General features: G+C 69.3%; 22 protein-coding genes and 2 pseudogenes. 13 read left to right on the top strand and 11 right to left on the bottom strand.

The annotated features are described in order from the left end of the window. The first annotated feature begins 98 nt into the window (after nucleotides 1–98). A pseudogene (locus DCI01S_RS17930) lies at nucleotides 99–1,333 on the top strand (type ISP restriction/modification enzyme). Next, complete coding sequence (locus DCI01S_RS17290; RefSeq protein ID WP_156482604.1) at nucleotides 1,330–2,355, top strand: hypothetical protein; 1,026 nt, start codon at nucleotides 1,330–1,332, stop codon at nucleotides 2,353–2,355. The pseudogene DCI01S_RS17930 and the gene DCI01S_RS17290 overlap by 4 nt, the downstream one beginning before the upstream one ends. Nucleotides 2,356–2,497: 142 nt before the next feature. Here DCI01S_RS17290 and dnaB read toward each other — a convergent pair whose 3' ends face one another. From dnaB to rpsF, 4 genes are all read right to left on the bottom strand, one after another. Next, nucleotides 2,498–4,321 carry a replicative DNA helicase gene (dnaB, locus tag DCI01S_RS13130; protein ID WP_061229636.1) on the bottom strand — a complete coding sequence of 608 codons (1,824 nt, stop codon included), beginning with the start codon at nucleotides 4,319–4,321 and terminating at the stop codon, nucleotides 2,498–2,500. Nucleotides 4,322–4,779: 458 nt separating this feature from the next. After that, nucleotides 4,780–5,232 carry a 50S ribosomal protein L9 gene (gene rplI, locus DCI01S_RS13125; RefSeq protein WP_061229635.1) on the bottom strand — a complete coding sequence of 151 codons (453 nt, stop codon included), beginning with the start codon at nucleotides 5,230–5,232 and terminating at the stop codon, nucleotides 4,780–4,782. 115 nt (nucleotides 5,233–5,347) lie between these two features. Beyond that, complete coding sequence (locus DCI01S_RS13120) at nucleotides 5,348–5,932, bottom strand: single-stranded DNA-binding protein (protein WP_007632070.1); 585 nt, start codon at nucleotides 5,930–5,932, stop codon at nucleotides 5,348–5,350. A 92-nt stretch (nucleotides 5,933–6,024) separates the two neighbouring features. After that, complete coding sequence (gene rpsF, locus DCI01S_RS13115) at nucleotides 6,025–6,312, bottom strand: 30S ribosomal protein S6 (protein WP_007632072.1); 288 nt, start codon at nucleotides 6,310–6,312, stop codon at nucleotides 6,025–6,027. On the opposite strand from rpsF, the pseudogene DCI01S_RS18190 reads away from it, so the two are divergent. From DCI01S_RS18190 to DCI01S_RS13105, 3 genes and pseudogenes are all read left to right on the top strand, one after another. Continuing rightward, nucleotides 6,311–6,634 (top strand): annotated as a pseudogene (locus DCI01S_RS18190) (nSTAND1 domain-containing NTPase); the annotation flags it as partial. The gene rpsF and the pseudogene DCI01S_RS18190 overlap by 2 nt on opposite strands. 26 nt (nucleotides 6,635–6,660) lie before the next feature. Further along, nucleotides 6,661–6,900: an nSTAND1 domain-containing NTPase gene (locus DCI01S_RS13110; protein WP_153038706.1), complete on the top strand. Its 240-nt coding sequence runs from the start codon at nucleotides 6,661–6,663 to the stop codon at nucleotides 6,898–6,900. A 495-nt stretch (nucleotides 6,901–7,395) separates the two neighbouring features. After that, nucleotides 7,396–7,722, top strand: a complete 327-nt coding sequence (locus DCI01S_RS13105) for a hypothetical protein (RefSeq protein WP_153038705.1) — start codon at nucleotides 7,396–7,398, stop codon at nucleotides 7,720–7,722. Nucleotides 7,723–8,208: 486 nt separating this feature from the next. On the opposite strand, the gene DCI01S_RS13100 is transcribed toward DCI01S_RS13105, so the two are convergent. The 4 genes from DCI01S_RS13100 to DCI01S_RS13085 all read right to left on the bottom strand — a co-directional run bounded on the left by DCI01S_RS13100 (nucleotide 8,209) and on the right by DCI01S_RS13085 (nucleotide 12,976). Next, nucleotides 8,209–8,400, bottom strand: coding sequence for a hypothetical protein (locus DCI01S_RS13100; RefSeq protein WP_043567330.1), 192 nt, complete (start codon nucleotides 8,398–8,400; stop codon nucleotides 8,209–8,211). Next, nucleotides 8,397–10,097 carry a glycosyltransferase family 87 protein gene (locus tag DCI01S_RS13095; protein WP_082767809.1) on the bottom strand — a complete coding sequence of 567 codons (1,701 nt, stop codon included), beginning with the start codon at nucleotides 10,095–10,097 and terminating at the stop codon, nucleotides 8,397–8,399. Before DCI01S_RS13095 ends, DCI01S_RS13100 begins: the two co-directional genes overlap by 4 nt. A 61-nt stretch (nucleotides 10,098–10,158) precedes the next feature. Then, nucleotides 10,159–12,447: a transglycosylase domain-containing protein gene (locus DCI01S_RS13090; protein WP_061229632.1), complete on the bottom strand. Its 2,289-nt coding sequence runs from the start codon at nucleotides 12,445–12,447 to the stop codon at nucleotides 10,159–10,161. Nucleotides 12,448–12,577: 130 nt separating this feature from the next. Next, entirely contained in the window at nucleotides 12,578–12,976 is a 399-nt protein-coding gene (locus DCI01S_RS13085; protein WP_061229639.1) for a DUF5318 family protein, read from the bottom strand. 231 nt (nucleotides 12,977–13,207) lie between these two features. On the opposite strand from DCI01S_RS13085, the gene DCI01S_RS13080 reads away from it, so the two are divergent. From DCI01S_RS13080 to DCI01S_RS17925, 5 genes are all read left to right on the top strand, one after another. After that, nucleotides 13,208–13,759, top strand: coding sequence for a PadR family transcriptional regulator (locus DCI01S_RS13080; RefSeq protein WP_061229631.1), 552 nt, complete (start codon nucleotides 13,208–13,210; stop codon nucleotides 13,757–13,759). Continuing rightward, on the top strand, nucleotides 13,756–14,844 hold the full coding sequence (locus DCI01S_RS13075; RefSeq protein WP_061229630.1) for an inositol-3-phosphate synthase: 1,089 nt from the start codon (nucleotides 13,756–13,758) through the stop codon (nucleotides 14,842–14,844). Before DCI01S_RS13080 ends, DCI01S_RS13075 begins: the two co-directional genes overlap by 4 nt. Nucleotides 14,845–14,866: 22 nt before the next feature. Continuing rightward, complete coding sequence (locus DCI01S_RS13070; protein ID WP_061229629.1) at nucleotides 14,867–15,448, top strand: hypothetical protein; 582 nt, start codon at nucleotides 14,867–14,869, stop codon at nucleotides 15,446–15,448. A 93-nt stretch (nucleotides 15,449–15,541) separates the two neighbouring features. Continuing rightward, entirely contained in the window at nucleotides 15,542–16,210 is a 669-nt protein-coding gene (locus DCI01S_RS13065; protein ID WP_061229628.1) for a HemK2/MTQ2 family protein methyltransferase, read from the top strand. Next, a complete protein-coding gene (locus tag DCI01S_RS17925; RefSeq protein ID WP_244881733.1) occupies nucleotides 16,197–16,490 on the top strand; it encodes a CDGSH iron-sulfur domain-containing protein in 294 nt (97 codons plus the stop codon). Before DCI01S_RS13065 ends, DCI01S_RS17925 begins: the two co-directional genes overlap by 14 nt. Nucleotides 16,491–16,696: 206 nt before the next feature. Here DCI01S_RS17925 and DCI01S_RS13055 read toward each other — a convergent pair whose 3' ends face one another. Further along, a complete protein-coding gene (locus DCI01S_RS13055; RefSeq protein ID WP_061229627.1) occupies nucleotides 16,697–17,713 on the bottom strand; it encodes an iron-containing redox enzyme family protein in 1,017 nt (338 codons plus the stop codon). Nucleotides 17,714–17,722: 9 nt separating this feature from the next. Continuing rightward, entirely contained in the window at nucleotides 17,723–19,078 is a 1,356-nt protein-coding gene (locus tag DCI01S_RS13050; RefSeq protein ID WP_061229626.1) for a hypothetical protein, read from the bottom strand. Nucleotides 19,079–19,280: 202 nt separating this feature from the next. On the opposite strand from DCI01S_RS13050, the gene fdh reads away from it, so the two are divergent. The 3 genes from fdh to nrfD are packed head-to-tail and all read left to right on the top strand — an operon-like array spanning nucleotide 19,281 to nucleotide 24,571. Continuing rightward, nucleotides 19,281–22,538, top strand: a complete 3,258-nt coding sequence (gene fdh, locus DCI01S_RS13040; protein WP_218001320.1) for a formate dehydrogenase — start codon at nucleotides 19,281–19,283, stop codon at nucleotides 22,536–22,538. Nucleotides 22,539–22,541: 3 nt separating this feature from the next. Then, the gene (locus DCI01S_RS13035) at nucleotides 22,542–23,507 is read left to right on the top strand and encodes a 4Fe-4S dicluster domain-containing protein (protein WP_061229624.1); all 966 of its coding nucleotides are present in this window, start codon (nucleotides 22,542–22,544) and stop codon (nucleotides 23,505–23,507) included. Continuing rightward, complete coding sequence (gene nrfD / locus DCI01S_RS13030) at nucleotides 23,507–24,571, top strand: NrfD/PsrC family molybdoenzyme membrane anchor subunit (RefSeq protein ID WP_061229623.1); 1,065 nt, start codon at nucleotides 23,507–23,509, stop codon at nucleotides 24,569–24,571. The genes DCI01S_RS13035 and nrfD overlap by 1 nt, the downstream gene beginning before the upstream one ends. Nucleotides 24,572–24,579: 8 nt before the next feature. Here the strand turns inward: nrfD and DCI01S_RS13025 are convergent. Continuing rightward, nucleotides 24,580–25,318 (bottom strand): SelB domain-containing protein (locus tag DCI01S_RS13025; protein ID WP_174521559.1); only part of this gene is annotated, 739 nt, incomplete at its 5' end.

Below are 25,318 nucleotides of genomic sequence, written 5' to 3'. Positions count from 1 at the left end.
CTCCCAATTCTTTTGGTGACTGGGTTGGCCAGAGAAACGACAAGTTCAGTACGTGGCCAGTACTTGGCACAAAAGCGAAAACCGATAAGCAGACCCGAATCTTCAGGAGTTATTCGCTAGGGCTTGCGACTGGACGAGACGCGTGGTGCTACTCCTATTCCCACAGTAACCTAGAAGCCCAGGTTCAAGAGATGGTCTCCCAGTACTCCGCAGCCCAACACCAGTTCACTGACTGGTGCTCAGCTCACGGTGTCACCCGGCCAAAAGAAACCGACGTAACCAGATTCCTTACCGCGATATTGTCCGTCACCGGCAACGGTGCGATGAGTTGGAACAGCAGCATCAAACAACAACTCGCACGAGGACACGATCTGGAACTCCGCCCTGAGTCCTTCCGTCGAGGAAGCTACCGACCGTCCTCCGCTCAGCACGTGTACTTCGACCAGCAACTCAACGAGCGTCGGTATCAACTGCCCTCGATGTTCCCCACCCCCCACCACCACAACATAGGAATTGTCTTGACTGGGGCGGCATCGCATTTCGAGTTCACGCCTTTCATCTCCGATCTGCTACCGAACTTGCACGTACTCGATACGTCGCAGTTCTTCCCTCGGTGGACCTATCAGCCCGCTGAGGCATCCGATGGCGGGTTCGACCTTGGCGATCAGGACCCGACGGATGAGTTCGGCTACCGGCGGGTGGACAACATCACCGACGACATCGCCGCCGTGTACTCCGAAGCGCTCGCCGGGCCAGTGAGCAAAGACGACATCTTCTACTTTGTCTACGCTCAACTCCACGACCCCGGCTACCGAACCCGCTACGCCGCAGATCTCAAGAAGATGCTGCCGCACCTACCACCACCCCTTCACGCGCACGATTCAACCAGCTCGCATATTGGGGCAGGCAGCTCGCAGATCTTCACGTCGGCTACGAGAACGTAGAACCGTGGCCACTGAACGTGACAGTCAAGCCCGGTGTCGACGACTGTGATCGCGACACCTGGCGCGTGGACAAGCTGCGGTTCAAGCCCAAGACCGACCGCACCACGATCATCTACAACCGCCATGTCACCATTTCCGGGATTCCCGAAGGCGCCGAGCGATATCTCCTCGGGTCACGAACCGCGTTGGCTTGGCTTATCGACCGGTACCAGGTCAAAACGGACAAGGCATCAGGAATCGTCAACGACCCCAATGACTGGGCGGACGAACATGACGACCACCTCTACATCGTCAACCTCATCGCGAAAGTCACCCGCGTTGCTGTCGAGACAATGGAGATCGTCGATCAGATCGCCACGAACTCCGAGTTCGTCGATGGCGCATCTTGAGACTGCGGACGGCATTGCTCAATAGACACACTTTCGCGCTTCCTCGCTCCCTCAGGAACACATTTGACGTCTTCAAGAAGCCTTCAAACAACAATGGATTTGTTGAGCACAAATTCAAAGTGGCAACGCGCGATGGCTCTGAGGGGGAGATCTCGCTTCTGTCGGTATGCACCACGGCGCTAGCGGTCTCGATGGTCGCCCTTCACCTCGCGAGTGACGAACAGTTCTCCCTTCGTGAGTCGACAGTATCCATTGACGCGGTGGACCGGGAACTAGGGTCGAAGACCGACGTCGAGGACCCCCTGCTCACCGCACACAGATTGGTAAAGTTCTACCTGATCTCAGCTGGTGAAGCTCTTAACGGCGTTGGCAACCTCACCCTCGCGAGCGGCCCGCGACACGTAACGGTTGGCACGATTGCCCGAACAGTCTCGGAGCTCGCCGCCAAGTGCATCTACGTAGCTTGTCCTACTGACGACCATTTAGTTCGTACCGTTCGAGCCGGCAAACTGATGGAAGCGTCAATCGAGGACTACAAGTCCGGTGACGTCGACGGCGCTCACGAAATTATTGCTCGATGGTCGCAATGGAGAGTGCGCAACAAGGACAATTTCACCAAGGTTCCAAAGCAATCCAAGCCGACTTCAACTGCAATGATAAAGCAGGCCTTCCCTGAGAAAGACGACTCTGCCTACAGGCAGCTGAGCAGACCAGCTCATGGGAACGCCGCATGGCTTTCCGCTGTGGCAATTCAAGAGCAAAAGCGCACTCCATTCGCCACGATATACGCGATGAAGAACATTGGCTACGCCACTCGCTGTCTTGCCACGGCTACCAGCAATGCCGGTCGCCTCTGGTCGGGTGACCTCAATGAGATCACACGTAGGGCCCTCGCCGATTTCGATATTGACGCTGACTGGGATCAACTGACGCAATTACTTCAAACTCACACACGAGCACTCTCGGACTTAAACGAGAGCGACTACGCCGATACCCGTCAGGCCCCTCAGCCACGGAGATGAACGGCGGGCCTGGCAGCTATAGAACGCACCCTGATCGGTGCCGCCGTCCCGAAGGCCACCACTGACAAGTTAGTGGCACGCTACTGACACGGGTTTGGCAAACTGACAAACTGTTTGGCAACCGACAGAACCGACAACATCACTACAGCCCCCGCGCCATGTCCACGAAGCGCGAGTAGTGGAGCTGGTGCGCGACCGTGATAGTGGACGTAGGACCGCCACGGTGCTTACCGAGGATCAGGTCGGCCTCGCCGGCGCGTGGGTCGTCGCGCTCGGAGGCGTCCGGGCGGTGCAGCAGCATGACGATGTCCGCGTCCTGCTCCAGCGAGCCCGACTCACGGAGGTCGGAGACCTGCGGCCGCTTATCGGTACGCTGCTCCGGCCCACGGTTCAGCTGCGATATCGCGATCAAGGGCACGTCGATCTCCTTGGCCAGCAGTTTGAGCTGACGGGAGAACTCCGAGACCTCCTGCTGACGCGACTCGACCTTCTTCCCCGAGGACATCAGCTGGAGGTAGTCCACCACGATCAGGCGCAGATCGTGCTTCTGCTTGAGCCGACGGGCCTTGGCACGGATCTCCATCATTGTCATGTTGGGCGAGTCGTCGATGAACAGGGGCGCCTCGGAGATCTCACCCATCCGCCGGGCCAACCGCGTCCAGTCCTCGTCGCTCATCTTGCCCGACTTCATATCGGACAGCTTGACCCGCGCCTCGGCGCTCATCAGACGCATGACGATCTCCGTGCGGCTCATCTCCAGCGAGAACACCACGGAGGCGAGCCCGTGCTTGATGGAGCAGGACCGCATGATGTCCAGGCCGATGGTGGAGTTATGCGTCGGGATCGCGCTGGGACCCGCCAGGTACAGGTGGTCGTCGGCGGCCACCTCGATGCACTTGACCGGCACGCTCGAGGCACCGCGCACATCGGTGATGAGCCGAGCCGGACGTCCGGAGTCCGGGTGCTCGGGGACGACGATGCCGAAGTCGCAGACCAGCATGAGCGTGTCCAGCGACTTGGTGGTGACGATCTGCTCGGTGCCGCCCATCTCGATGCGCCACTCGTGCTCGGCGTCGGCGACCAGCTCGGTGCCGTCATTGAATCGCACGGTGAAGCAGGGACGGTTCTCCCACACCTCGGTCACGGCCACGACCTCGGTGGGCTGCCCGTCCGCGCCGAGCACGCGGTCACCCACCGCCACCTCGCCCATGGTGGTCTGACCGCCCGGGGTGGGCAGGACGGTGTCCAGGGCGAGAGCCTTACCGACGCCGGGGCGGGCGGCGATGATGATCATCTGCCCGCCGTGCAGGCCGTTGGTGACGGCGTCGAGGTCCGCGAACCCCGTGGGAACACCCTGGGCGAGACCGCCCGCGGTATGGATGTTGTCGATCTCGTCCATCGTGGGCTGCAGCAGCTCCTCGATGATGACGTAGTCCTCGGTGGTGCGGCGCTCGGTGACCTCGAAGATCTCCGCCTGCGCCCGGTCCACGACCTCGGCGACGTCCGAACCCTCGGACCCCGAGTAGCCGTACTGCACGATGCGGGTACCCGCGTCGACCAGACGACGCAGTACCGCCTTCTCCGCGACGATCTGAGCGTAGTACCCCGCGTTGGCCGCAGTGGGCACCGTCGAGATGAGCGTGTGGAGGTAGGGCGCACCGCCGGCACGACGGAGATCCCCCCGGCGATCCAGCTCGGCGGCCACGGTCACCGCGTCGGCCGGCTCCCCGCGCGCATACAGGTCGAGGATGACGTCGTAGATGGCCTGATGCGCCGGCTTGTAGAAGTCACCCGGCTGGATCTCCTCCACCACGTCCGCGATGGCATCCTTGCTCAGCAGCATGCCGCCCAGCACGGACTGCTCAGCGGTGAGATCCTGCGGCGGGGTACGGCCAAACTCGCCTCCGCCACCCTCGTCGGGCTGAGGGGGCAGCTCGCCGGGACCGTCGTATCCCGCCTGTGCCATGACCGCTCCTCTTCCACTGTCGAACTCGATCACCCGCCCGGCCCCGACTGGGAACCGGCGAGCGACCCCTTCACTGTAGGGCACCGACACGACACACCCGGAGTTGCGCCTCCAGCCTTATCCACAGGCTTCTCCACATTTGCGGGAGGGTGTCTGTGGAGAACTGTGAATGGTTGGAGGTTACGCAGGGCCGATGGGCGTATCACTGTGGATAAACGGTGGAAAGCCCAGGCCAGTTCCCACAAAACCGCTGGTCACTGGTATCGGTGCAGGTCGGAGGCCCCGTGGAGAACCTCGTTTATCACGTCACCAACCGGGACACAACGGATAACGAAATATGAACGCGACGGATCTGAGAACCGTCAGGACCCTAGCCATTACAACTAGTTATCCACAGGCCGTCCACAATGGCGAGGGCCCCGGCCGTCACTGTGACGACCGGGGCCCTGCGCGGTGTATCAGGCGGGGACGACCTCGACCGCGACGCGCGCGGTGGTGTCGTGACCCAGGTCGACGACGACGATGTGGCTGCCGGTCGCCTTGATGTGCTCCTTCGGCATCTGCACGGAGCGCTTGTCGAGCGTGGGGCCGCCGGCGGACTTGATGGCCGCGGCGACGTCACCCGCGGTGACGGAGCCGAACAGCTTGCCCGTGTCGGAGGTCTTGACCGCGACCTTGACGTCGGTCATCGACTCGAGCTTCTGCTTGAGCTCGTTGGCGTGATCCGAGTCGCGGACCTCGCGGGCCTCGCGGGCACGCTTGATGGACTCGATCTGGCGCTCGGCACCCGGGGTGGCCACGATGGCCATCCCGCGCGGGAGCAGGAAGTTACGACCGTATCCGCCCTTGACCTCGACGATGTCGCCCGGCGCACCGAGCTTGTCGACGTCGGCGGTGAGGATCAGCTTCATGATCCGTCTACCTTTCTTTCCTCCGACGGACCCGACCTGGGCCGGAGACGTCGCGAGGTCATGTCTCATGCTTGTGGGGTGGGACGCCGGCAGCGCCCCGGGGAATCGACCCGATCTAGAACGGGGGCTCGTCGTCCATGCCGCCGAAGCCACCGGAACCACCGGCCTGCGGGGCGCTACCCCACGGGTCGTCGTTCTGCTGGCCGCGGCCCTGGCCGCCGCCGTAGCCGCCCTGCGACTGACCACCGCCGTAGCCACCCTGCTGACCGCCGCCCTGGAAGCCACCACCCTGCTGGCCGCCGCCCTGGAAACCGCCGCCCCCGCCGCCTTCGCGGTTGGTGCGGGTCACCTTGGCTGTGGCGTACTTGAGGGACGGGCCGACCTCGTCGACCTCGACCTCGTACACCGTGCGCTTCTCGCCCTCACGGGTCTCGTACGACCGCTGCCGAAGCCGGCCGTTGACGATGACGCGCATGCCCTTCTGCAGCGACTCGGCGACATTCTCCGCCGCCTGCCGCCAGACGTTGCAGGTGAGGAACAGGCCTTCGCCGTCCTCCCACTGGTTGGTCTGCGAGTTGAAGCGACGCGGCGTGGAGGCGATCCGGAAGTTCGCCACCGCAGCACCCGACGGCGTGAACCGCAGCTCGGGGTCCGCGACGATGTTCCCGACCACCGTGATGGGGGTGTCGCCCTGTGCCATTCGCTTGTCCTCCGTGTTTCAGGCCTGGTGTGGATGGTGATCGGAGGCCGACCGACCGCGCCCAGAGTACCGGGGTAGTCGGACAGTCCGGGTCACTTGTCGGCGCGCAGCACCTTGGTGCGGAGAACGTTCTCGTTCAGACCGAGCTGACGATCCAGCTCCTTGACCGCGTCCGGCTCGGACTTGAGCTGGACGACGGCGTAGATGCCCTCGTTGAGCTTGTTGATCTCGTAGGCGAAGCGGCGCTTCCCCCAGACATCGACCTTGTCGACCGATCCACCCTCTTGCCGGATCACGTTGAGGAACGTGTCCAGCGACGGCGCCACGGTGCGCTCGTCGAGACTGGGATCGAGGATGACCATCACTTCGTATTGACGCATGGGACCTCATCACCTCCTGTGGACTACAGATTCGGCCACGGTGTCTCCGTGGCAGGAGGGTCGTTGCGTCAGCAACCGCTCAAGGCTACCCCGCCCGAACTCGGCTGACGAAATCCCCGTCGGAAGCGGACCGTGCTGCGGCGGCCCGTACTTCGGACTGCGTCCCCATCTGGCGGGCGACGCACCGTTGTTCCACGGCCGCGAGGTGGAGCTCCAACAGAGTATTCGCCGGCTGGCCTCGCCGCGCGTCCGCCCGCCGATGGTCATGGGGGCGTCCGGGTCGGGCAAGTCCTCGCTGCTCGCCGCAGGTCTCGCGCCGCGGTGGGCCGCCAACGGCGCCGGAACACCGTGGACGACAACTACTCCCCGGGCGGGGTCGAAAGCGCCGTCCGCGCGTCGGCGGAGTCCGTCAACCAGGCACTCGACCAGGCGGGACGGGCGAACTGCCGGGCCCTCTTCCTCCGGCTCGTCGACGTCCGCGCCGCCCGACCCGTCCGTCGCCACGCCCCGCTCGCCGAGCTGTCCGAGGACCTCCTCGTCGTCGCCACCCCCTTTCGCCAACGCCGGCCTCCTCACCGTGGACGGTGACTCGGTCACCCCACCCACGAGGCCCTCTTCTCCTCCTGGCCGCGCCGACGCCGCCCTGCCCTCAGCGTCGGCCACCGCCGACTACGTGAGATGGAGGGACGACGACGAGGTCACCAGTCTGCTCGCGCTCCGGGCCGGCGCGGACGCCCGTCACACCCGCGACGTCGCCCACCCGCGACCCCGGACTCGGCCGCGCACGCGATGGCCGCCTACCGGATCCACCCCACCACCGAGGCACTATCGGCGCTGCTCGACACCAGCCGCGCCGACGTGCCGGGCGCGTCGTCTACGCCAGCCGGGCGGACGGCGGCCTCGAGGTGTTCACCGCGCCCTACGGACCCGCCAACCGGTCGGTCGCGAGCCTGCCCGTCACCTCCGGCGCCGTGGTGGCCAACCCGCTCAGCCCCGACGACCGGACTCTCGCCGTGCGACACCAACCCCGACCTCGGCCTGGTCGACGTCACCGATCCCACCCGCCCCGCGTTTCGGGTGACCGTGCCTCTGCCCGACCCGTGCCTGGTCGCCGAGTTCTCCCTCCTCACCTCCCGCACCGGGCAGGTCACGGTCATCGACGTCGCCGACCCATCCGACCCGCGACCCTGGGCGGTGCTCGGCTCGACCACCGACCCACAGCTCCACCAGGGCCGCAGCGCCTCCCCGGCGGGCGGACTGCTCGCGGTGGGCGCGGAGGGCGCCATGTGGATGTGGCAGCTCGACCCCGACCGCGTGGTGAGCGACGTCTGCGCCGGCGGCGTCCAACTCACCTGCGAAGAGTGGAAGCAGCACTTCCCGGACACCGAGCCGTTTGGCTTATGCAGCTGAGCCTCTCGCCGCTGACTCTCGCGCGGCGGGCCGGCGCTGCGTCCGCGGGACTGCCGAGCCGGAATCGGCGGACTGCGCTGCGTCCGCGGGACTGTCGAGCCGGGGTCGGCGGGCTGCCGAGCCGGAATCGGCGGCCCGTCGAGCTGTCGCCGCGCAAAGGAGCATCACAACCTCGCCCAGGTGCGCTGCGTCTTCGACCTGTGATGGCCGAATGGACCTGACACGCAGCGCAGTCCCGCTCTGAGCGTGCATTCCGGCAGCGCGGGCCATAGAGGCAGCGCATCCGGCAGCACTCGCGCTGCCGGAATGCCCACGGGGCAGCCGCGGCGCCGGGATCCTGTGGCCAGGACAGTTGCGGCGCCGGGATCCTGTGGCCGAGGCAGCTGCGGCGCCGGGATCCTGTGGCCGAGGCAGCCGCGACGGGGCTACACCGGCCGGGATACGCCGGCGGGGCAATTGCGGCCGGAAGCTGCGCCGCCGGATGCGTCAGCCGTGCTGCAGCCCGATCGTCAGCGCTTGTGCTACCGGGATCACCGTGAGAAACAGGAAGGCCGCGACGGTCCAGCCGATCCACACGGGTTGACGCCACCCCGCGCGGTAGCCACCGGCGGCGGTCACCATGCAGATGAATCCGACCAGGATGCACAGGAACATCCAGATCATGGCGCTGGTAGTCATCGGATCGGGTCCTTCGTCTCGGGGTCGGTGGGAAGTGCCCCACCGGTGTCTGAGCGGGTCGCACGGAATGCGAGCGGCGCGGCCGGCGAAACGGGCGAACCGGCCGAACTCGGCCCACCGTGCCGGGCGGCCCCGGCGGCCATAGTGGATCGGGTCGCCCCGGCGGGCCGAACGGCTCCAGTGGGCCGGGCGACCAGCCGTTCTCCGGGATCGGCGAGGACCCCGGCGAGCGGATCAGACCCCTCGGGTGAGCCCTGATGCGTCATGCGGACACGGTCGAGGTGGGGCCGGTAGATCTCCGTGATCACCACCGCGCACACGGCGAGGACGAGCAGATCACGAACCAGCACGAGAGGGTGGAAGAGCTCGGGCCCGATCCCCTTGTTGGCCACACCGTGGAAGTACGACATGTGCGCCACCCACAGCAGCGCGTCGAACGCCATCCACGTCAGCAGCAGCCGCACGCGAGGCACGGCGAGCACCGCGAGCGGGACCAGCCACAGCGAGTACTGCGGGCTCCACACCTTGTTGGTGAGCAGGAAGAACGCCACGACGAGGAACGCCAACTGCGCCACCCGCGGGGTCACCGGCGCGGTCAAGCCGATCACCAGGACCACCAGGCACGCCAGCGCGAACAGCACCAACGAGACGGTGTTCAGCGTCGCGGGGGCCTCCCCGGCGGCGCGGCCCGCGTCGAAGCCCTGCCACCCGGTGAGCGTCTGGATGACGACGTAGATGCTCTCGGGGTTGGCGGGCCGGTCGGAGTTGAGCCGGAAGAACTCCCGCCATCCCTCGGGGAACAGGGCCATGATCGGCAGGTTCACGGCCGTCCACGCCACGACGGCGGCGCCGGCGGCCTTACCGAGCTCGACGAACCGCCTGCGGCGGATCGCCACCACCAGCAGCGCGCCGAACAGGAACAGCGGATACAGCTTGGCCGCCACGCCCAGCCCCAACACGACGCCGGCCCAGACCGGCCGGCGGCGGGCCCACAACAGCAGCGCGACCGAGGCGAACATCACCGCCATGAGGTCGTAGTTGGTGAAGGCCTGGAAGATGATCAGCGGGCTGGCCGCCATGAGCAGCGTGTCCCACGGTCGGCGACCGGCCGACCGGTAGGTGGCCCACACGGCGACCATCCACATGAACGCCAGCAGGACACAGCCCAGCGCGAAGTAGGTGATCACCTCGAGCGGCCCGCCGGGGAAGATCTCGTGCAGGGCCCGGGCCGCCTGGGCGGTGACGTATTGGAACATCCCGGACAGCACCGGGTACTCCATGTAGCGGACCTCGCCGGTGTCGGTGATCCACGAGTACTTGTAGGGCAGCGCCCCGGTGTCCAGGCCCTCGGCCGAGTACAGCGGCAGCGGGTCCGCGTAACAGGCCTTGTAGTACTGCCGGCCGTCCCAGTTGAGGCCGGGCTGCGACCCGTCGGTGGGGTGGGTGGTCTCCAGGCAGGCGGCCTTGGAGAAGAAGCCGAACGCCAGGAAGATCACGGCGAACAGCATGATCACGCGCAGCGGCGTCCAGAAGCGCTGGCGGCCGACCACGGCGTGCCGGCCGAGGGGCCCGCCCCACGCGGCGAGCGCGCCCGCCCCGGCACCGTCACCGGGTCGGACCCGCTCGTGCGGCTCGAGCGATCTCAGGTCCTCGTCGAGCGGCAGCGGGGAGAGAGGTCCGTTGCTCTGCACGCTCACACCCTAGTCCACGGCTTTTCCGGCCCGCGGCGCCCGCGATCCGGCCACTGCGGGCCGCGGGTCAGGGCCCGCCGTCCGTGGCGTCGCCGCCGTCGTTCCCGCCGCCCGTGTCGCCACCGCCCGTGTTGCCGCCGCCCGTGTTGCCGCCGGCCCCGCCTGGGCCCGGCGCGGGCGCGGGGGCGGGCTGAGCCGGGGCGGGCGCACCGGCGCCGGGGATGACGATCTCCGGCAGGCCGGGCACCTGGATGGTCAGCGGGCCGGGGGCCTGTGGGGCGGGGGCGGGCTGGACGGGCTCCGGCGCGACGCTCGGCTGGGGAGCCGTGTCGCCGGTCCCGGTACCGCCCGTGGTGCCCGAGCCGGTTCCGGAGGACTCCCACGACGAGCGGCCGGCCTGACCGCCGATGTAGCCGGGCTCGGGGAAGGACTCCCAGTCGGTGCCGGACAGCGCGCCGTCCATGGCCGACTTCCAGATGTCGGCGGGCACGGAGGCCCCGTACATCGTGCCGCCCCAGGCGTTGAGCAACGGCTTGTTCTCGTCGGTGCCGACCCAGACGGCGGTGGCGATCGACGGGGTGTAGCCGACGAACCAGGCGTCCTTGTTGTAGCCGGTGTCGCCGAGCTGGGTGGTGCCGGACTTGGACGCCGATGGGCGGCCGCCGGCCAGCGAGTGGCCGTTCGAGTAGGCGGCGATGGGCTGCATAGCGGACGTGAGGTTATTGGCGACGTCGGCCTCGACGACCTCCTCGCCCTCGATCGACGAGTTGTCCAGAAGGACCTCGCCGTCGGCGGTCTCGACGCGCTCGATGAAGTGCGTGGGTCGGTGGACGCCCTCGGCGGCGAAGGTCGCCAGGCCGGTCGCCATGTCACGGACGCGGATGGGGTACTGGCCCAGGATGAGGCCGTCGTACGGGTCCTCGCCCTGCTCGCTCAGGGTCTCCCACGGCAGACCCGGGATCTGCTTGGGGATGCCCGTGCGGTGGGCCATGTCGCGGACGTCGTTGGCCCCGTTGTCCAGCATGCGCTGGAGCCGGATGAACGAGGTGTTGAGCGACAGCAGCAGCGCCTGGGAGATCGAGCAGGAGCCACAGGACCGGCCGTCGACGTTGGTGACCGTGACGTTGCCCGTGGTGACCGGAGCGGAGGAGATCTGGGTGCCGAGGCCGATGCCCTGCTCGAGGGCGGCGGCGACACCGAAGATCTTGAACGTCGAACCGGTCTGCAGCGGGGCGTTGGCGTAGTCCCAGCCCTCGGCCTCCTCGCCGCCGTAGTAGCCGATCACGCCGCCGGTGCGCGGGTTGATCGACACCACCGCCGTGCGGTTGTCCGGACTCTCGCCCTGCATGTTGGAGCGCGCCGCGTTGACGACCGCGTCCTGGGTCTTGGGATCGATCGTGGTGATGATCTTGAGACCGCGGGTGTTGAGCATCTGCTCGTCGATCCCGGACTGGGCGAGCTCGGCGAGCACCTGGCGCCGGATCGGGCCGTTGGTGGGGTCGCCGACGTTCTGCTCGACGGCCTGCGGATCCTCGACCACCTGCGGGAACACGGCGTTGCCGCGCTGCTGCGCGTCGATGGCACCCATGTCGCGCATGCCGTCCATGACGTAGTTCCACCGTCGCTCGGAGGCCTCGCGGTTGTTGAGCGGATCCAGGGCGGAGGGCGACTGGATGACGCCGGCCAGCAGCGCACCCTCCTCCACCGTCAGCGCCTCGACGGGCTTGTTGAAGTAGGCGGTGGACGCGGCGGCGATCCCGTAGGCGCCGCGGCCGAAGTAGATGGTGTTGAGGTAGGCCTCGAGGATCTGGTCCTTGGACCACTCGTTCGTCATCTTGGCGGCGATGATGATCTCTTTGGCCTTGCGCTCGTAGGTGGGCGCGTCACCGACCATCGTGTTCTTCACGTACTGCTGCGTGATGGTGGAGCCGCCGCCCGCGCTGGACTCGCCGGTGATCTGCCCGATCACCGCGCGGCCGATGCCGGTGGGGTCGTAGCCCTCGTTGGTGTAGAAGGAGCGGTCCTCGGCGGCGATGACCGCGTTGCGCACGTGAACCGGCACCACGTCGAGCTCGATGAGCGTGCGGTTGCCCTCGGGCGGGACGATGCGACCGATCATCGTGGTGCCGTCGCTCTGGTAGATCTCCGAGATCTGCTCCGTGCGGACACTGCCGGGATCAGGGATCTCGGTGCGGTTGTAGGTCACGACCGCGACCGTCAGGGGGACGACGAGGAGGACGACGGCGAGGAGGATCACCGTCGTCCAGATCGGATGGCGACGGACCCAACCGGTCTGCTCCGAGGCCCTGCCCCGGCCTTCGTCGGCGGCCTTACCCGTCCTGCCGTTCTGCGCCATGCTCTACCCTCCCGCGAGCCGATCCGACCGACCCGGAAGGCCCCCGGCGGCGGTGCTCTGGCGACCATTGTGTACGAAAAGGGCGCCGACGCTGTACTCCGGAGGCGCCGTCGGACACCGGGCGGGGTGTTCAGCGGTGCCGTCGGAGCTCTCTCGCCGCCCGTCGTACGCGCTTTCCGGTCCCCGGCGTGAGCCCCACCTCATGGGACTCGACGAGGTGGTTCCACGAGCAGCTGCGGCACACCTCCACGACGTGGACGGTGAACTCGTCGTGGGACAGGGCGAGCTGCTCGATCTCGTCGGCACCGCGGGCGGAGCCCGACGCCGGGCCCAGGTCGTCGCCGAACACCCAGGACACCTCGGTGAGGTTCTCCTTGCGGCAGACCGGGCACACGGTGTCGGTGACCACGCCGTGGAAGCCGGCCGCGCGCAGGAGGTAGACGTCCGCGTCGCAGACCTCGCGTAGGGACAGGCCGCCCTCGCGCAGGGACGCCAGGACGCCGCGACGGCGCAGCGCGAAGTCCACCACCCGGCGGCGCCGCAGCGCCGCACGGCCGGTGGGGTCCTCCGGCCCCGGCGGGGGGCCGGGTCGCGTGAAGCGGGAGTCGGCCTGGTCCACGCCCCCAGCCTACGGCTCCCGCGGGGACCCCGGGCCGGATGGCGCTCACCGGTATATCGCTCCGATACATCAGTGGGTGTACGATCGGTGACCGTCGCATGACATCCGCAGACACGACCGACGTGGGAAGGGGGAGGTGGAGTGCTGGAACTGGCCATCCTGGGGCTGCTCGACGAGCGGCCGATGCACGGGTACGAGCTGCGCAAGCGGCTGTCCGAGATGCTCGGGACGGTCCGGACGGTGTCCTTCGGCTCCCTCTATCCGACGCTGCGTCGCCTCCGACACCAGGGCGACATCGTCGAGGACTCCTCGGCCGCCACCGCTACCCGGCCACCCGCTACGGCGCGGCGCGGGCGCAAGACCTACCGCATCACCACGCGCGGCAAGGAGACGCTGGCGACCCTGCTCGACGAACCCGGGGCATCGTCGTTCACCGACGACGGCTTCGGCGTCCACCTGGCCTTCTTCGACCGCACGCCCGGCCCCGCCCGGGTGCGGTTGCTCGAGGGCCGGCGTCGGGTCCTGGAGGAGCGACGCGAGGGTCAGCGTGACGCGGCCGCACGCACCGGCCCCACCGAACTGCGATACGCCCGGCAGCTCACCCTGCTCGGGCTCGAGACCAGCGAGCGCGAGCTGCGGTGGATCAACGAGCTCATCCGGACAGAGAACCCATCACAAGGAGAACCCCAATGACCGACCAGAAGGTGCGCGTCGCGATCGTCGGCGTCGGCAACTGTGCGTCCTCGCTCGTGCAGGGCGTGGAGTACTACAAGGACGCGGCGGTCGACTCGACCGTCCCCGGCCTCATGCACGTGAAGTTCGGTGACTACCACGTGGGCGACGTGGAGTTCGTCGCCGCGTTCGACGTAGACGGCAAGAAGGTCGGCATGGATCTCGCCGAGGCCATCCGCGCCTCCGAGAACAACACCATCTCCATCTGCGACGTCCCCCCCACCGGCGTGACCGTGCAGCGCGGACCCACCCTCGACGGCCTGGGCAAGTACTACCGCGAGACGATCGAGGAGTCCGCCGCCGAGCCCGTCGACGTCGTGCAGGCACTGCGTGACGCCGAGGTCGACGTGCTGGTGAGCTACCTGCCCGTCGGCTCGGAGGAGGCCGACAAGTTCTACGCGCAATGCGCGATCGACGCCGGTGTCGCGTTCGTCAACGCCCTACCCGTGTTCATCGCCTCCGACCCCGAGTGGGCGGAGAAGTTCCGCTCCGCCGGCGTCCCGATCGTCGGCGACGACATCAAGAGCCAGGTCGGCGCCACCATCACCCACCGCGTGATGGCCAAGCTCTTCGAGGACCGCGGCGTCGCGCTGGACCGCACGTACCAGCTCAACGTCGGCGGCAACATGGACTTCAAGAACATGCTCGAACGGGACCGCCTCGAGTCCAAGAAGGTCTCCAAGACCCAGGCCGTGACCTCGAACCTCGAGGGCTCGCTCAAGGACAAGGTCCACGACCGCAACGTGCACATCGGCCCCTCGGACTACGTGGAGTGGCTCGACGACCGCAAGTGGGCGTACGTTCGTCTCGAGGGACGTGCGTTCGGTGACGCCCCCATCAACCTGGAGTACAAGCTCGAGGTGTGGGACTCCCCCAACTCGGCGGGCATCATCATCGACGCCGTCCGCGCGGCCAAGATCGCCAAGGACCGCGGGATCGGCGGGCCGATCCTGCCGGCCTCGGCGTACCTGATGAAGTCCCCGCCGGTCCAGATGGCGGACGACAAGGCCCGCGCCGAGCTCGAGGCCTTCATCATCGGGGCCTGACCAGCGCACCACAGAGGACCGTATGAACCCCACCGCGACGCACCACCCGCACGCCACCACGGGACGTCGCCGTGTCCCGGCCGCCATCGCACTCGCGATGGCGGCCGCGGTCGCACTCTCGGCCTGTTCCGCCGACCCGGACGGCGAACCGGCCGCCCCGCCGGCGACGGCGTCGAGCACCTCGTCGTCGTCGACCCCCACGTCCCCCACGCCGACCCGCGACACCGCCGAACCGGTGTCCGCGCCCGCCACCACCACTGCGCCCGTCACGCCCCCACCCCCGCCGCAGCTGCCCGCCAACGTCGTGGGCGCCGGCGGGCCGTGCCAGATGCTCGGCGAGGTCGCCCAGGCCGAGGACGGATCCGCGCTGTTCTGCACCGAGGACCCCCGCGGCGCCGGCCCGTTGTGGCTGCCCCGCGCCGGCTCCGTGCCCGACGCCGGCGAGGGCGGGGGCGGGGGCGGGCTCGCCGAGGCCGTCGGCCAGCCACGCCCCGGCGGGCCGTGCGCGCAGGAGGGCCTCGCCGTGACCGGCGCCGACGACACCGTCCTGACCTGCCGACTCACCGGCGGCGCGGACGTGCCCGGCGGCCTCTACTGGCAGTAGCAGCTCCGTCTCGCGCGGTCACATCGGTTGCAGGCGCCGGCCCTCACAGATTGACTGGGCAACATCCGACCCCCTGCTCAACCGGAGGCCCCGATGACCCAGACCCGGTTCGCCCATATCGAGGTCGACGACGGCGTGTACGCGCCGCAAGACGATTCCTGGCTGCTCTGCGACGCACTCGAGGACTGCGACGTGGTCGCCGGTAAGCGCGTGCTCGACATCTGTACGGGCAGTGGCATCCTCGCCATCGAGGCCGCGCTCAAGGGCGCCCGCGAAGTGGTCGCTTACGACATCTCCCCCGCCGCCGTCGCCTGCGCGTCCAGCAACGCGGAGCGGGCGGGCGTCGACGTCGACGTCCGCCTCGGCACACTGGCCGACGCCCGCTACGCCGGGCCCTTCGACGTGGTGGTGTCCAACCCGCCGTACGTCCCCTCCGACGCCCCGCTCGAGGGCACCGGCCCCAACCGCGCGTGGGACGCGGGCGCCAACGGGCGGGTCGTGCTCGACCAGCTCTGCGAGCTCGCCCCCGACCTGCTCGCACCCGGCGGGACCATGCTCATCGTGCACTCGGAGTTCTCCGACCCGCCGGAGACCGTCCGCAGGATGAAGGAGGTCGGGTTCACCGCGCGGCCGATCGCCACACGCACCGTCGACTTCGGGCCTGTCATGGCCTCATACGCCGAGCGCCTCGAGGCCGCCGGTCTGCTCGAGCCCGGACGGCGCGAGGAGGAGTTGGCGGTGATCCGCGTTGACCGCAGCTGAGCGCGGGACGCGCGACGCCCGCGGGACCGGCGGACAGGCGCGCGACGCCCGCGGGGCCGGCGGGCAGGCGCGTGACGCCAGGCGCGTACGGATCGTGCCGGGCGGCCCCATCCTGGTCGAGGGACCGGTCGACATGACCACGCCCGACGGGCACCGGGTGTGCTCGGACCGCTTCATGGTGGCGGTGTGCGCGTGTCGGCGCAGCAAGAACTACCCGCTGTGCGACACCAGCCACCGCCGCAAGGTGCGCCCCACTGACACGGACGACGCGCAAGGCTGACCGCCCAACCAGAAATCCGCTACTCCGAGTAGGGATCCGCTACCCCTGTGGGAGTAGCGGATCAGGAGCGGGAGTAGCGGATTCCGGGCAGTGGCTGAGCGGGCGGGGCTGAGCGGGAGTAGCGGATTCCGGGCTTGGCTGAGCGGGAGTAGCGGATTCCGGGCGGGGGCCGCGTCGGCCCCGCGCTCCGCAGGGGTCGTCGGGCGTCAGGGCAGGAGCGAGGACTCCCCGCGCTTCCACGCCGCGAGCATCTTGGCGGCTGCGAGGTCGTCGAGGTAGTCGAGCGCCCGCATCCCGAACACGATGTCGGCGGCGAGCTCGGGCTCGCGCCCGACCAGGTCGCCCACCACGTCGTGGCGCATGACCTGCTCGTGGACCGCGTCGGCCTCGACGTGCTCGGCGTAGAAGTGCACGCACTCCTCGGGAGCGTCCATCCGTCGCAGGCCCGCCACCAGGCGCGCGGACCCCGGCGAGGAGGTGATCTCGATCGCCGCGAAGTGCCCGATCGCGGCGCCGCGCAGCGACCGGTGCAGGCCGAACATCGACATGAGGTTGACCGTCGACAGCGTCTCGGCGCTCACCCGGTCGATATAGCCGAGGTACGACGGGTCCAGCCCGGCCGCGCTCATGAGGTCCGCCCACAACTGCTGGTGGACGCGATCCCCGCGGCCACCACCGAACTCGTCGAACTCGACGGCCACGAACGACGCCTTGGCCTGACCCTGCAGCCGCGGGATCGCGAACGCGTGCGGATCCCCCTCCTTGAGGTGGTACAGCGAGCGGTGGGCGAAGTACTCGCGGATCTGATCCCAGGTGCCCTCGTCCTTGAAGTACCACGACGGGCCGGTGCCGGAGGTGGCCTCGACCGACATCGCGTCCATCTCGGCCACCGGGTCGTCGCCCGGCTCGACCGCGCCGCGCAGGTGCTCGAGGAACACCCGCTCGAGGTCTCGACGCATCCGCAGGAGCTCCGGGTCCCACTCGAGTTCGGCATCGACGCCATCGAAGCCCCGGTAGTGCAACTCGTACAACGTGTAGAGCGTCAGCTGCAGGTCGCGGCCCAGCGGCTCGACGTCGGCCGACACCGCCGGCAGTCCGCCCGTGCGCCCGGTCGACAGCGCCCCGATCACCGCGTCGGACAGCGGCCCACACGCGCGGGGCAGCGGCGGCGCGGTCGTGGTGGCGTCGTTCACGGGGGCGAGGTCGGCGGGTGCGGCGGTCATGCCCCTTGTCTACCCTCTCGACCGGTCATCCTCCACCTGCCGAGAGGACTCGGAGTCGCCGTCCGCGATGACGCCCCCGCGGTCCGGGGCCCCGTCGTCGTCGACCTCTCCGCGGCTTTCGCCGCCGGCGGCCGTGTCGACACCCGGATGCTCCCCGTGCCCCTGTTCGCCGTGGCCCTGTTCGCCGCGGCTCCGCTCGCCGTAGCTCCGCTCGCCGTGATGCTGCGTGTCATGGCCGCGGGCGTCGTCGTTGTCGTCGTCGTTGTCGTCGTCATGCTCGCGCTCGATCCGCTGCTGTTCCTGCTGCTCGTCGGGGTCGCCCTCACGGCTCTGGTAGCTGTCGAACATCTTGCGGCGCTCGTGCCACCGCAGGCTGTAGGTGGACTCGCGGACCACGTTCTCGTCGTCGAAGTTCGATCCCAGGGCGCCGGCGAAGGCACCCAGGCAGCTGGACAGCCACGCCAGATGGACGTAGTCGAGCAGGACCGCGGGTCGGTCGAGCTGCGTCGCGAGGTAGTCCGCGTCCATCACGGTGAGCGCCAGGACGAACATCGCCGCGAACAGACCGACGAACATGATGCCCACACCCGCCCCGACCGTGAGGACCGTGGCCGCGTTGTCCATCCGTCGGTTGCCGGGCGTGAAAGCGTCGTTCCGACGGGTCCAGAGTCCGTTGCGCAGGATGAGCCACAAAACGAGGGTGAGCACACCCATCATGCTGATGAGCAGCAGTCGGAGCGCGTGCAGCTCCACCGCGAGAGAAGCGATGCTGCCGTAGAAGATGCCGAAGGCACCGGAGCCCGCCCCGGCGGCCACGACACCGGACAGCGTCGTCACCATCCGGGTGGGTCGGTTGTTGTGCACCATGCCCGCGAGCAGGCGGGCCCGGTTGGCGAACCCGCGCCGGTGCGCCGGGGGCAGGTCGTCGGTGCCGGGCACGCCCAGTCCGTCGCGGCGGGTCCCCGAACGCACCAGCCGGAGCGCCAGCTCGCGGACCTTCGACCGCACGCGGAAGACCCCCAGCACCGGCACACACACCAGGGCGGCCGCGGTCGAGCCGCTGACGTCGTACAACACCGGCACGCCGTCGGGGTGGGTCGCCAGGTCCGTCAGATAGAGCACGAAGTCCCACCCGTGCTGCTGCAGCAGGCGGGGGGCGTGCTCGGTGAGCCGGATCTCCCCCTCCGGTCCGAGCGGGAGGGTCTCCTGGTCGACCTCCACCCGCCAGCGTCCGCCCAGTTCGCGGCCCAGGTCCTCGGCGAGATCGTCGGCGATCGCCACGGCGATCCGGCGCGGCACGCCGGGGTCGGCCATGAGCCCGACGGTCGCGAACGCTCCGGAATCGGTCTGAGTCTGCTCGTCCACCCCACCATGATGCGGATCGGAGGCGCCCGCGGGACGGATCGGTCACCGCCCGCCCGCGACCGGGCGGGTCCGACGGCGATTCGGTTGCGGGGCCCGGGGGGCTCGCGTTACATGGGGCACGTACGCGAGTACGGGAGGTGGCATGTCGGAGACGGAGAACCAGCAGTCCGGGCCGGATCGGCCCCGGGGGTCCAGGCCCGAGCTGGCGAGGTACGGCTCGCCGCTCAACTGGCCCGTGTTACGCCAGCTGGCCGGGTCCGACCTGCTCGGCCGCGGCAGCGCCACCCGTTCGCGCCGCTCGCTAGAGATCACCCCTCGTACGAAGACGGCCGACAAGGTGGTCAAGAGCGTCTGCCCGTTCTGCGCGGTCGGGTGCGCCCAGGACGTCTACGTCTCCGACGGCGAGGTCGTCCAGATCGAGGGGGATGACGACAGCCCCATCTCGCGTGGTCGCCTGTGCCCCAAGGGATCCGCGAGCAAGCAGCTCGTGACCAACCCCGAGCGCATCACCACGGTCCTGCACCGCAAGCCGTACGCCACCGAGTGGGAGGAACTGGACCTCGAGACGGCGATGGACATGGTCGCCGAGCGCGTCCTGGCCTCGCGGGAAGAGTTCTGGGAGGACACGGACGACAAGGGCGACACTGTCCGGCGCACCCGCGGCTTCGCCAGCCTCGGTGGGGCGACGCTGGACAATGAGGAGAACTACCTCATGAAGAAGCTCTACACGGCGCTCGGCGCCATCGAGGTGGAGAACCAGGCCAGAATTTGACACTCCTCCACCGTTCCCGGTCTGGGAACCTCATTCGGGCGTGGTGGTGCCACGAACTACCAGCAGGATCTGGCCAACGCTGACTGCATCGTCATCCAGGGCTCCAACATGGCCGAGGCCCACCCCGTGGGATTCCAGTGGGTCATCGAGGCCAAGCGGCGCGGCGCGACCATCATCCACGTGGACCCGCGGTTCACGCGCACCAGCGCCCTCGCGGACCTGCACGTGCCGATCCGGGCCGGCTCGGACATCGCGTTCCTCGGCGGGCTGATCAACCACATCCTGACCACCGACTCCTACTTCCACGAGTACGTGCGTGCCTACACCAACGCGTCGACGATCATCGGCGAGGAGTTCCTCGACACCGAGGATCTTGCGGGCCTGTTCTCCGGTTTCGACATCGAGGACCGGACGTACGACTTCGAGTCGTGGCAGTACGAGGGTCGCGGCAACGACATGCCGCACGAGAGCGGCTCGGGTCAGGACGACTCGGACGACGAGCCCGCGGAGGTCCCCGGCGCCGCCGGAGCCCGCGCCTCGGCGACCACAACCGACCCGAACGTGGACGAGACCCTCCAGCACCCGCGGTGCGTCTTCCAGGTCCTCAAGCGGCACTTCAGCCGCTACACCCCCGAGATGGTCGAACGGACCTGCGGCATCGCCACGGAGGATTTCCACCGCGTCGCGCGGGCGCTGACCGAGAACTCGGGGCGGGAACGCACGTCGGCGTTCTGCTACGCGGTCGGTTGGACCCAGCACACCGTGGGCGTGCAGTACATCCGCACGGCCGCGATCCTGCAGTTGCTGCTCGGCAACATCGGCCGGCCCGGCGGCGGCATCATGGCGCTGCGCGGGCACGCGAGCATCCAGGGCTCGACCGACATCCCGACCCTGTTCGACCTGCTGCCCGGCTACCTGCCCACTCCGGACGCGCACAGCCAGCCGGATCTGGACAGCTACATCGGCACCGACGACGAGGCGCAGGGCTTCTGGGGCAACATGCGCTCGTACACGGTCAGCCTGCTCAAGGCGTGGTGGGGCGACGCGGCCACCGAGGACAACGACTTCGCCTACGGCTATCTGCCCAAGCTCACGGGCAAGGCCGACTCGACCGCAACCGTGCAGCGTCAGGTCAACGAGGGCGGCGGCGGGTACTTCCTGGTGGGCGAGAACCCGGCGGTGGGCACCGCGAACGGGCGGATGCAGCGCGCCGGGTTGGCCAACCTCGACTGGCTGGTCGTCCGCGACCTGGTCATGATCGAGTCGGCCGACTTCTGGAAGAACGGGCCGGAGATCGAGACCGGCGAGATGCGCACCGAGGACATCGGCACCGAGGTGTTCTTCTTCCCGGCCGCCAATCACGTGGAGAAGAAGGGCACGTTCACCAACACGCAGCGGCTCCTGCAGTGGCGGCACCAGGCCGTCGAGCCGCCGGGCGACGCGCGCAGCGAGCTGTGGTTCTACTACCACCTCGGGCGTCGCCTGAAGGAGAGGTTGGCCGGCTCCACCGATCCGCGCGACCGTCCGCTGCTGGACCTGACGTGGGACTACCCCATGGAGCCGGGGACGGTGGACGAGCCGGACGCCGAGGCCGTGCTCGCCGAGATCAACGGCCGCGGTCCCGACGGTGAGCCGCTGTCCGCGTTCACGCAGCTCAAGCCGGACGGCTCGACCGCGTGCGGCTGCTGGATCTACTGCGGCGTCTACGCCGACGGCGTGAACCAGGCCGCGCGGCGCACGTCGCGGCACGAGCAGGGCCCGGTCGCCCCGGAGTGGGGCTGGGCCTGGCCCGCCAACCGACGCATCCTCTACAACCGTGCCTCGGCGGACCCGGAGGGCCGGCCGTGGAGTGAGCGCAAGGCACTGATCCGCTGGGACCCGGATGCGAACGACGGCGCCGGCCGGTGGGTGGGTGACGACGTGCCCGACTTCGAGGCCGACAAGTCTCCCGACTACACCCCACCCGCGGGGGCGGTGGGTCCGGACGCCATCGGCGGCGCGCAGCCGTTCATCATGCAGGACGACGGCATGGGCTGGCTCTACGCTCCCCGCGGGCTCGCCGACGGCCCGCTGCCCGCACACTACGAGCCGCCCGAGTCGCCCGTGGCCAACCCCATCTATCCGGGCCGGGACGCCAACCCCGCCCGGTCGATCCGGCCGGGTCGATACAACGAGACGCAGCCGGGTCACGGGGATCCGGGGACGGACGTGTTCCCGTTCGTCTTCACCACCTACCGCCTGACCGAGCACCACACGGCGGGGGCCATGAGCCGGACGCTGCCGTACCTGTCCGAGCTGCAGCCGGAGTTCTTCTGCGAGATCTCCCTGGAGCTCGCGCGGGAGCGGGGACTGGTCAACGGCGGGTGGGCCACGATCGTGACCGCCCGTTCCGCGATCGAGGCCCGGGTGCTGGTGACCCGTCGGATGACGCCGCTGCAGGTCGACGGCCGGACCCTCCACCAGATCGGGCTGCCCTACCACTGGGGTGGCAACGGCGTGAGCATCGGCGACCCGGCCAACGACCTGTTGCCGCAGCAACTCGACCCCAACGTGTCCATCCCCGCGACCAAGGCGACGAGCTGTGACATCGTCGCGGGACGCCGCCCGCGTGGCCCCGCGCTACTCGAGTTCGTCGAGGAGTACCGCCGCCGCGCCGGCGTCCCCACCGAACCGGGAACGGAGAGCTAAATCATGTCCGCCTTCCTGTCCGACCTCGGACGGTCCTTCTTCGGTGACATCGACCCGGCCGAGGACAACGGCTACTCGGATCCGCCGCCGCGCAAGGGGTTCTTCACCGACACCAGCGTGTGTATCGGGTGCAAGGCCTGCGAGGTGGCGTGCAAGGAGTGGAACCTCATCCCCGAGGACGGCATCGAGCTGTCCGGCATGAGTTACGACAACACCCAGGCCCTCGGGGCGTCGACGTGGCGGCACGTCGCGTTCATCGAGCAGGAGGTGCCCGCGCGCGTGGCGAGCGCGTCCGTCGCGCCGGCGCCGAGCGCGCCCGTCGACCTGGGCATGCCGGCGCCGACCCTGCCCGGTGACTCCCCCGACGCCGGGGAACCCACCGATTTCCGCTGGCTCATGGAGTCGGACGTGTGCAAGCACTGCACCCACGCGGCGTGCGTGGACGTGTGCCCGACCGGTGCGCTCATGCACACCGAGTTCGGCACGGTCGTGGTGCAGAGCGACATCTGCAACGGGTGCGGGTACTGCGTGAGCGCGTGCCCGTACGGCGTGATCGAGCGGCGCTCGGGTCCGGCGGGCGATCCGGCGGTGGGGATCGCGCAGAAGTGCACGCTCTGCTATGACCGGCTCACCGAGGGGCAGACCCCGGCGTGCGCCAAGGCGTGCCCCACCGACTCGATCCAGTTCGGCGATCTCGACGAGCTCCGCGAGCGGGCGGCCGGTCGACTGGACCAGCTGGTCGAGGCCGGCGAGCCCAACGCCCAGCTGTACGGCCACGACTCCCGCAACGGCGTCGGCGGCACGGGCGCATTCTTCCTCCTGCTCGACGACCCCGAGGTCTACGGGCTGCCGCCGGATCCCGTGGTGACCACGCGGCACGTGGGGGCGATGTGGCGCCAGGCCGCCCTCGCCGCGGTGACCCTGCTCGGCGGGGCCGTGGCGGCGTTCGCCGCGGGGGGACGGTCCTGATGGGCGACGACGACAAGGCGGGCCTCCCCGCAGGGCCGGGGCAGCGTGCCCGGACCCGCCGGAAGGGCCGCGGGGGCCGCGAGCAACTCGTGGTGCCCCCCGCGGAGTTCCGTTCGTACTACGGCAAACCGATCGTCAAGGCTCCGCCGTGGAAGTACGACATCGCGGCGTATCTCTTCCTCGGCGGGCTGGCCGGTGGCTCGTCACTCCTCGCGGCCGGTGCGGACCTGGCCGGACTGCCCAATCAGCGCCGCTCGGCGCGGATCGTCGCGCTCGGCGGGATCACCGGCAGCCTGTACTACCTGGTCCACGACCTGGGGCGCCCGGAGCGGTTCCACCACATGCTGCGGGTGCTCAAGCTCACCTCGCCGATGAGCGTGGGCACCTGGATCCTCTCCGCGTACGGGCCGTTCGCGGGCCTGGCGCTGGGTGAGGAGATCGTGCCGCTGCTGCCGGCGAAGCTCGCCCGGCGGCTGCCCACCGAGCTCATCAGCCGGGCGTCGCGGCCCGCCGGCCTCGTCGCGGCGCTCGTCGCCCCGGCGGTCGCGTCGTACACGGCGGTGCTGCTCACCGACACGTCCCTGCCGAGTTGGAGCGCGGCGCGCCGAGAGCTGCCGTTCGTCTTTGTCGGCAGTGCCGCGGCCGCGTCCGGCGGGGCGGGCCTGTTGCTCACTCCGCTCGAGGAGACCGGTCCCGCCCGTCGGCTGGCGGTGGGCGGTGCCGCTCTCGAACTGACCGCCGACCAGATCATGCAGCGGTCCATGGGCATCACCGCCGAGCCCCTGCACGAGGGCCGGGCCGGGAAGTACCACCGGGCGGCGCAGGTCCTCACCGGCGCCGGCGCGGTGGGCGCGGTCCTCGGTCGGCGTAGTCGGCTGCTGTCCGCGGTGTCCGGGCTGGCGATGGCGGCCGGGTCGGCGTGCACGCGGTGGGCGGTGTTCCACGCCGGCATGGCCTCGGCGGAGGACCCGAAGTACGTGGTGGTCCCCCAGCGTGAGCGCCGCGACGCCCGCGGCGGCGGCGAGGCCTACGCGGAGCAGGTGGGCGACGACCGCGCCCGCTGACGACCCGATCAGGTGACGACGTGGCCGTCGTCGCCCTCGCGGCGGGTGAGCCCGCGCGCGGCGAGCGCCTCGAGCAGCGGCATCACCACACGCCGCGACGAGCCCAGGTGGGTCCGGGCCATGCTCGGGGTGAACGGCTGCGGCAGCTGGCGCAGTCGGCGCACCGCCTCGTCGTAGACGTCCGGGCCCAACCAGACGCCGGGACCCAGCCCGGTCAGCAGTCCGGCGCGCTCGCACGCGGCCAGCTCGCGCGGCCCGAGGCCCAGCTCGGCGAGCTCGTCGGCGGTGGGCGCGTCGAACGGGGCGGCCCGCAGCCGCTCGGCCACCTGCTCCGCGGCGGACCGAACCTTCTCCGGTAGCGCAGTCGCGCCGGCCGTCACCCGACCGCCCTCCGTCCGCAGCGAGGCGGCAGCGGGCTCCGCGAGCACCGCCTCCAGAAGAGCGGCATCCGGCAGGTCGAGGGCGCGACGCGCGGCCTCCGTGGGCAGTCCGGGATCGAGGGGGTCGTCGCGATCGTGCACGCGGACGGCCTCGACCAGGCGTCCGGCCAAGGCGGCCGCCCACTCCGGGTCGATGAGCCACCCGCGGTACGCCTCACCGACGGGCGGGCCGGACACGCCCCACGCCCGCAGGTCGTCGACGTGCGCGACGCCCCGACGACGCAGCTCCGACTCCAACTCCGGCGACTCGGGCGCCTGCGCGAGCTCGTCCGCCCGCCGGCGGGCGGCGCCGCGGCGACGCAGTTCC

Origin of the sequence: Dietzia cinnamea NBRC 102147, from assembly GCF_001571065.1 — a bacterium.
Taxonomy (GTDB): domain Bacteria; phylum Actinomycetota; class Actinomycetes; order Mycobacteriales; family Mycobacteriaceae; genus Dietzia; species Dietzia cinnamea.
Note: the sequence above shows the minus strand (reverse complement) of the source record. Positions and strands in the feature narration are given on the sequence as shown.

Bases quoted from the DNA above. Each gene is read 5' to 3' on its own strand.
- dnaB (WP_061229636.1), bottom strand. From the start codon at position 4,321: ATGGCACAGGCGGGATACGACGGTCCCGGCGAGCTGCCCCCTCAGCCC.
- rplI (WP_061229635.1), bottom strand. From the start codon at position 5,232: ATGAAGCTGATCCTCACCGCCGACGTCGACAAGCTCGGTGCGCCGGGC.
- DCI01S_RS13120 (WP_007632070.1), bottom strand. From the start codon at position 5,932: ATGGCACAGGGCGACACCCCCATCACGGTGGTCGGGAACATCGTCGCG.
- rpsF (WP_007632072.1), bottom strand. From the start codon at position 6,312: ATGCGTCAATACGAAGTGATGGTCATCCTCGATCCCAGTCTCGACGAG.
- DCI01S_RS13100 (WP_043567330.1), bottom strand. From the start codon at position 8,400: ATGACTACCAGCGCCATGATCTGGATGTTCCTGTGCATCCTGGTCGGA.
- DCI01S_RS13090 (WP_061229632.1), bottom strand. From the start codon at position 12,447: ATGGCGCAGAACGGCAGGACGGGTAAGGCCGCCGACGAAGGCCGGGGC.
- DCI01S_RS13075 (WP_061229630.1), top strand. From the start codon at position 13,756: ATGACCGACCAGAAGGTGCGCGTCGCGATCGTCGGCGTCGGCAACTGT.
- DCI01S_RS13070 (WP_061229629.1), top strand. From the start codon at position 14,867: ATGAACCCCACCGCGACGCACCACCCGCACGCCACCACGGGACGTCGC.
- DCI01S_RS13065 (WP_061229628.1), top strand. From the start codon at position 15,542: ATGACCCAGACCCGGTTCGCCCATATCGAGGTCGACGACGGCGTGTAC.
- DCI01S_RS13055 (WP_061229627.1), bottom strand. From the start codon at position 17,713: ATGACCGCCGCACCCGCCGACCTCGCCCCCGTGAACGACGCCACCACG.
- DCI01S_RS13035 (WP_061229624.1), top strand. From the start codon at position 22,542: ATGTCCGCCTTCCTGTCCGACCTCGGACGGTCCTTCTTCGGTGACATC.
- nrfD (WP_061229623.1), top strand. From the start codon at position 23,507: ATGGGCGACGACGACAAGGCGGGCCTCCCCGCAGGGCCGGGGCAGCGT.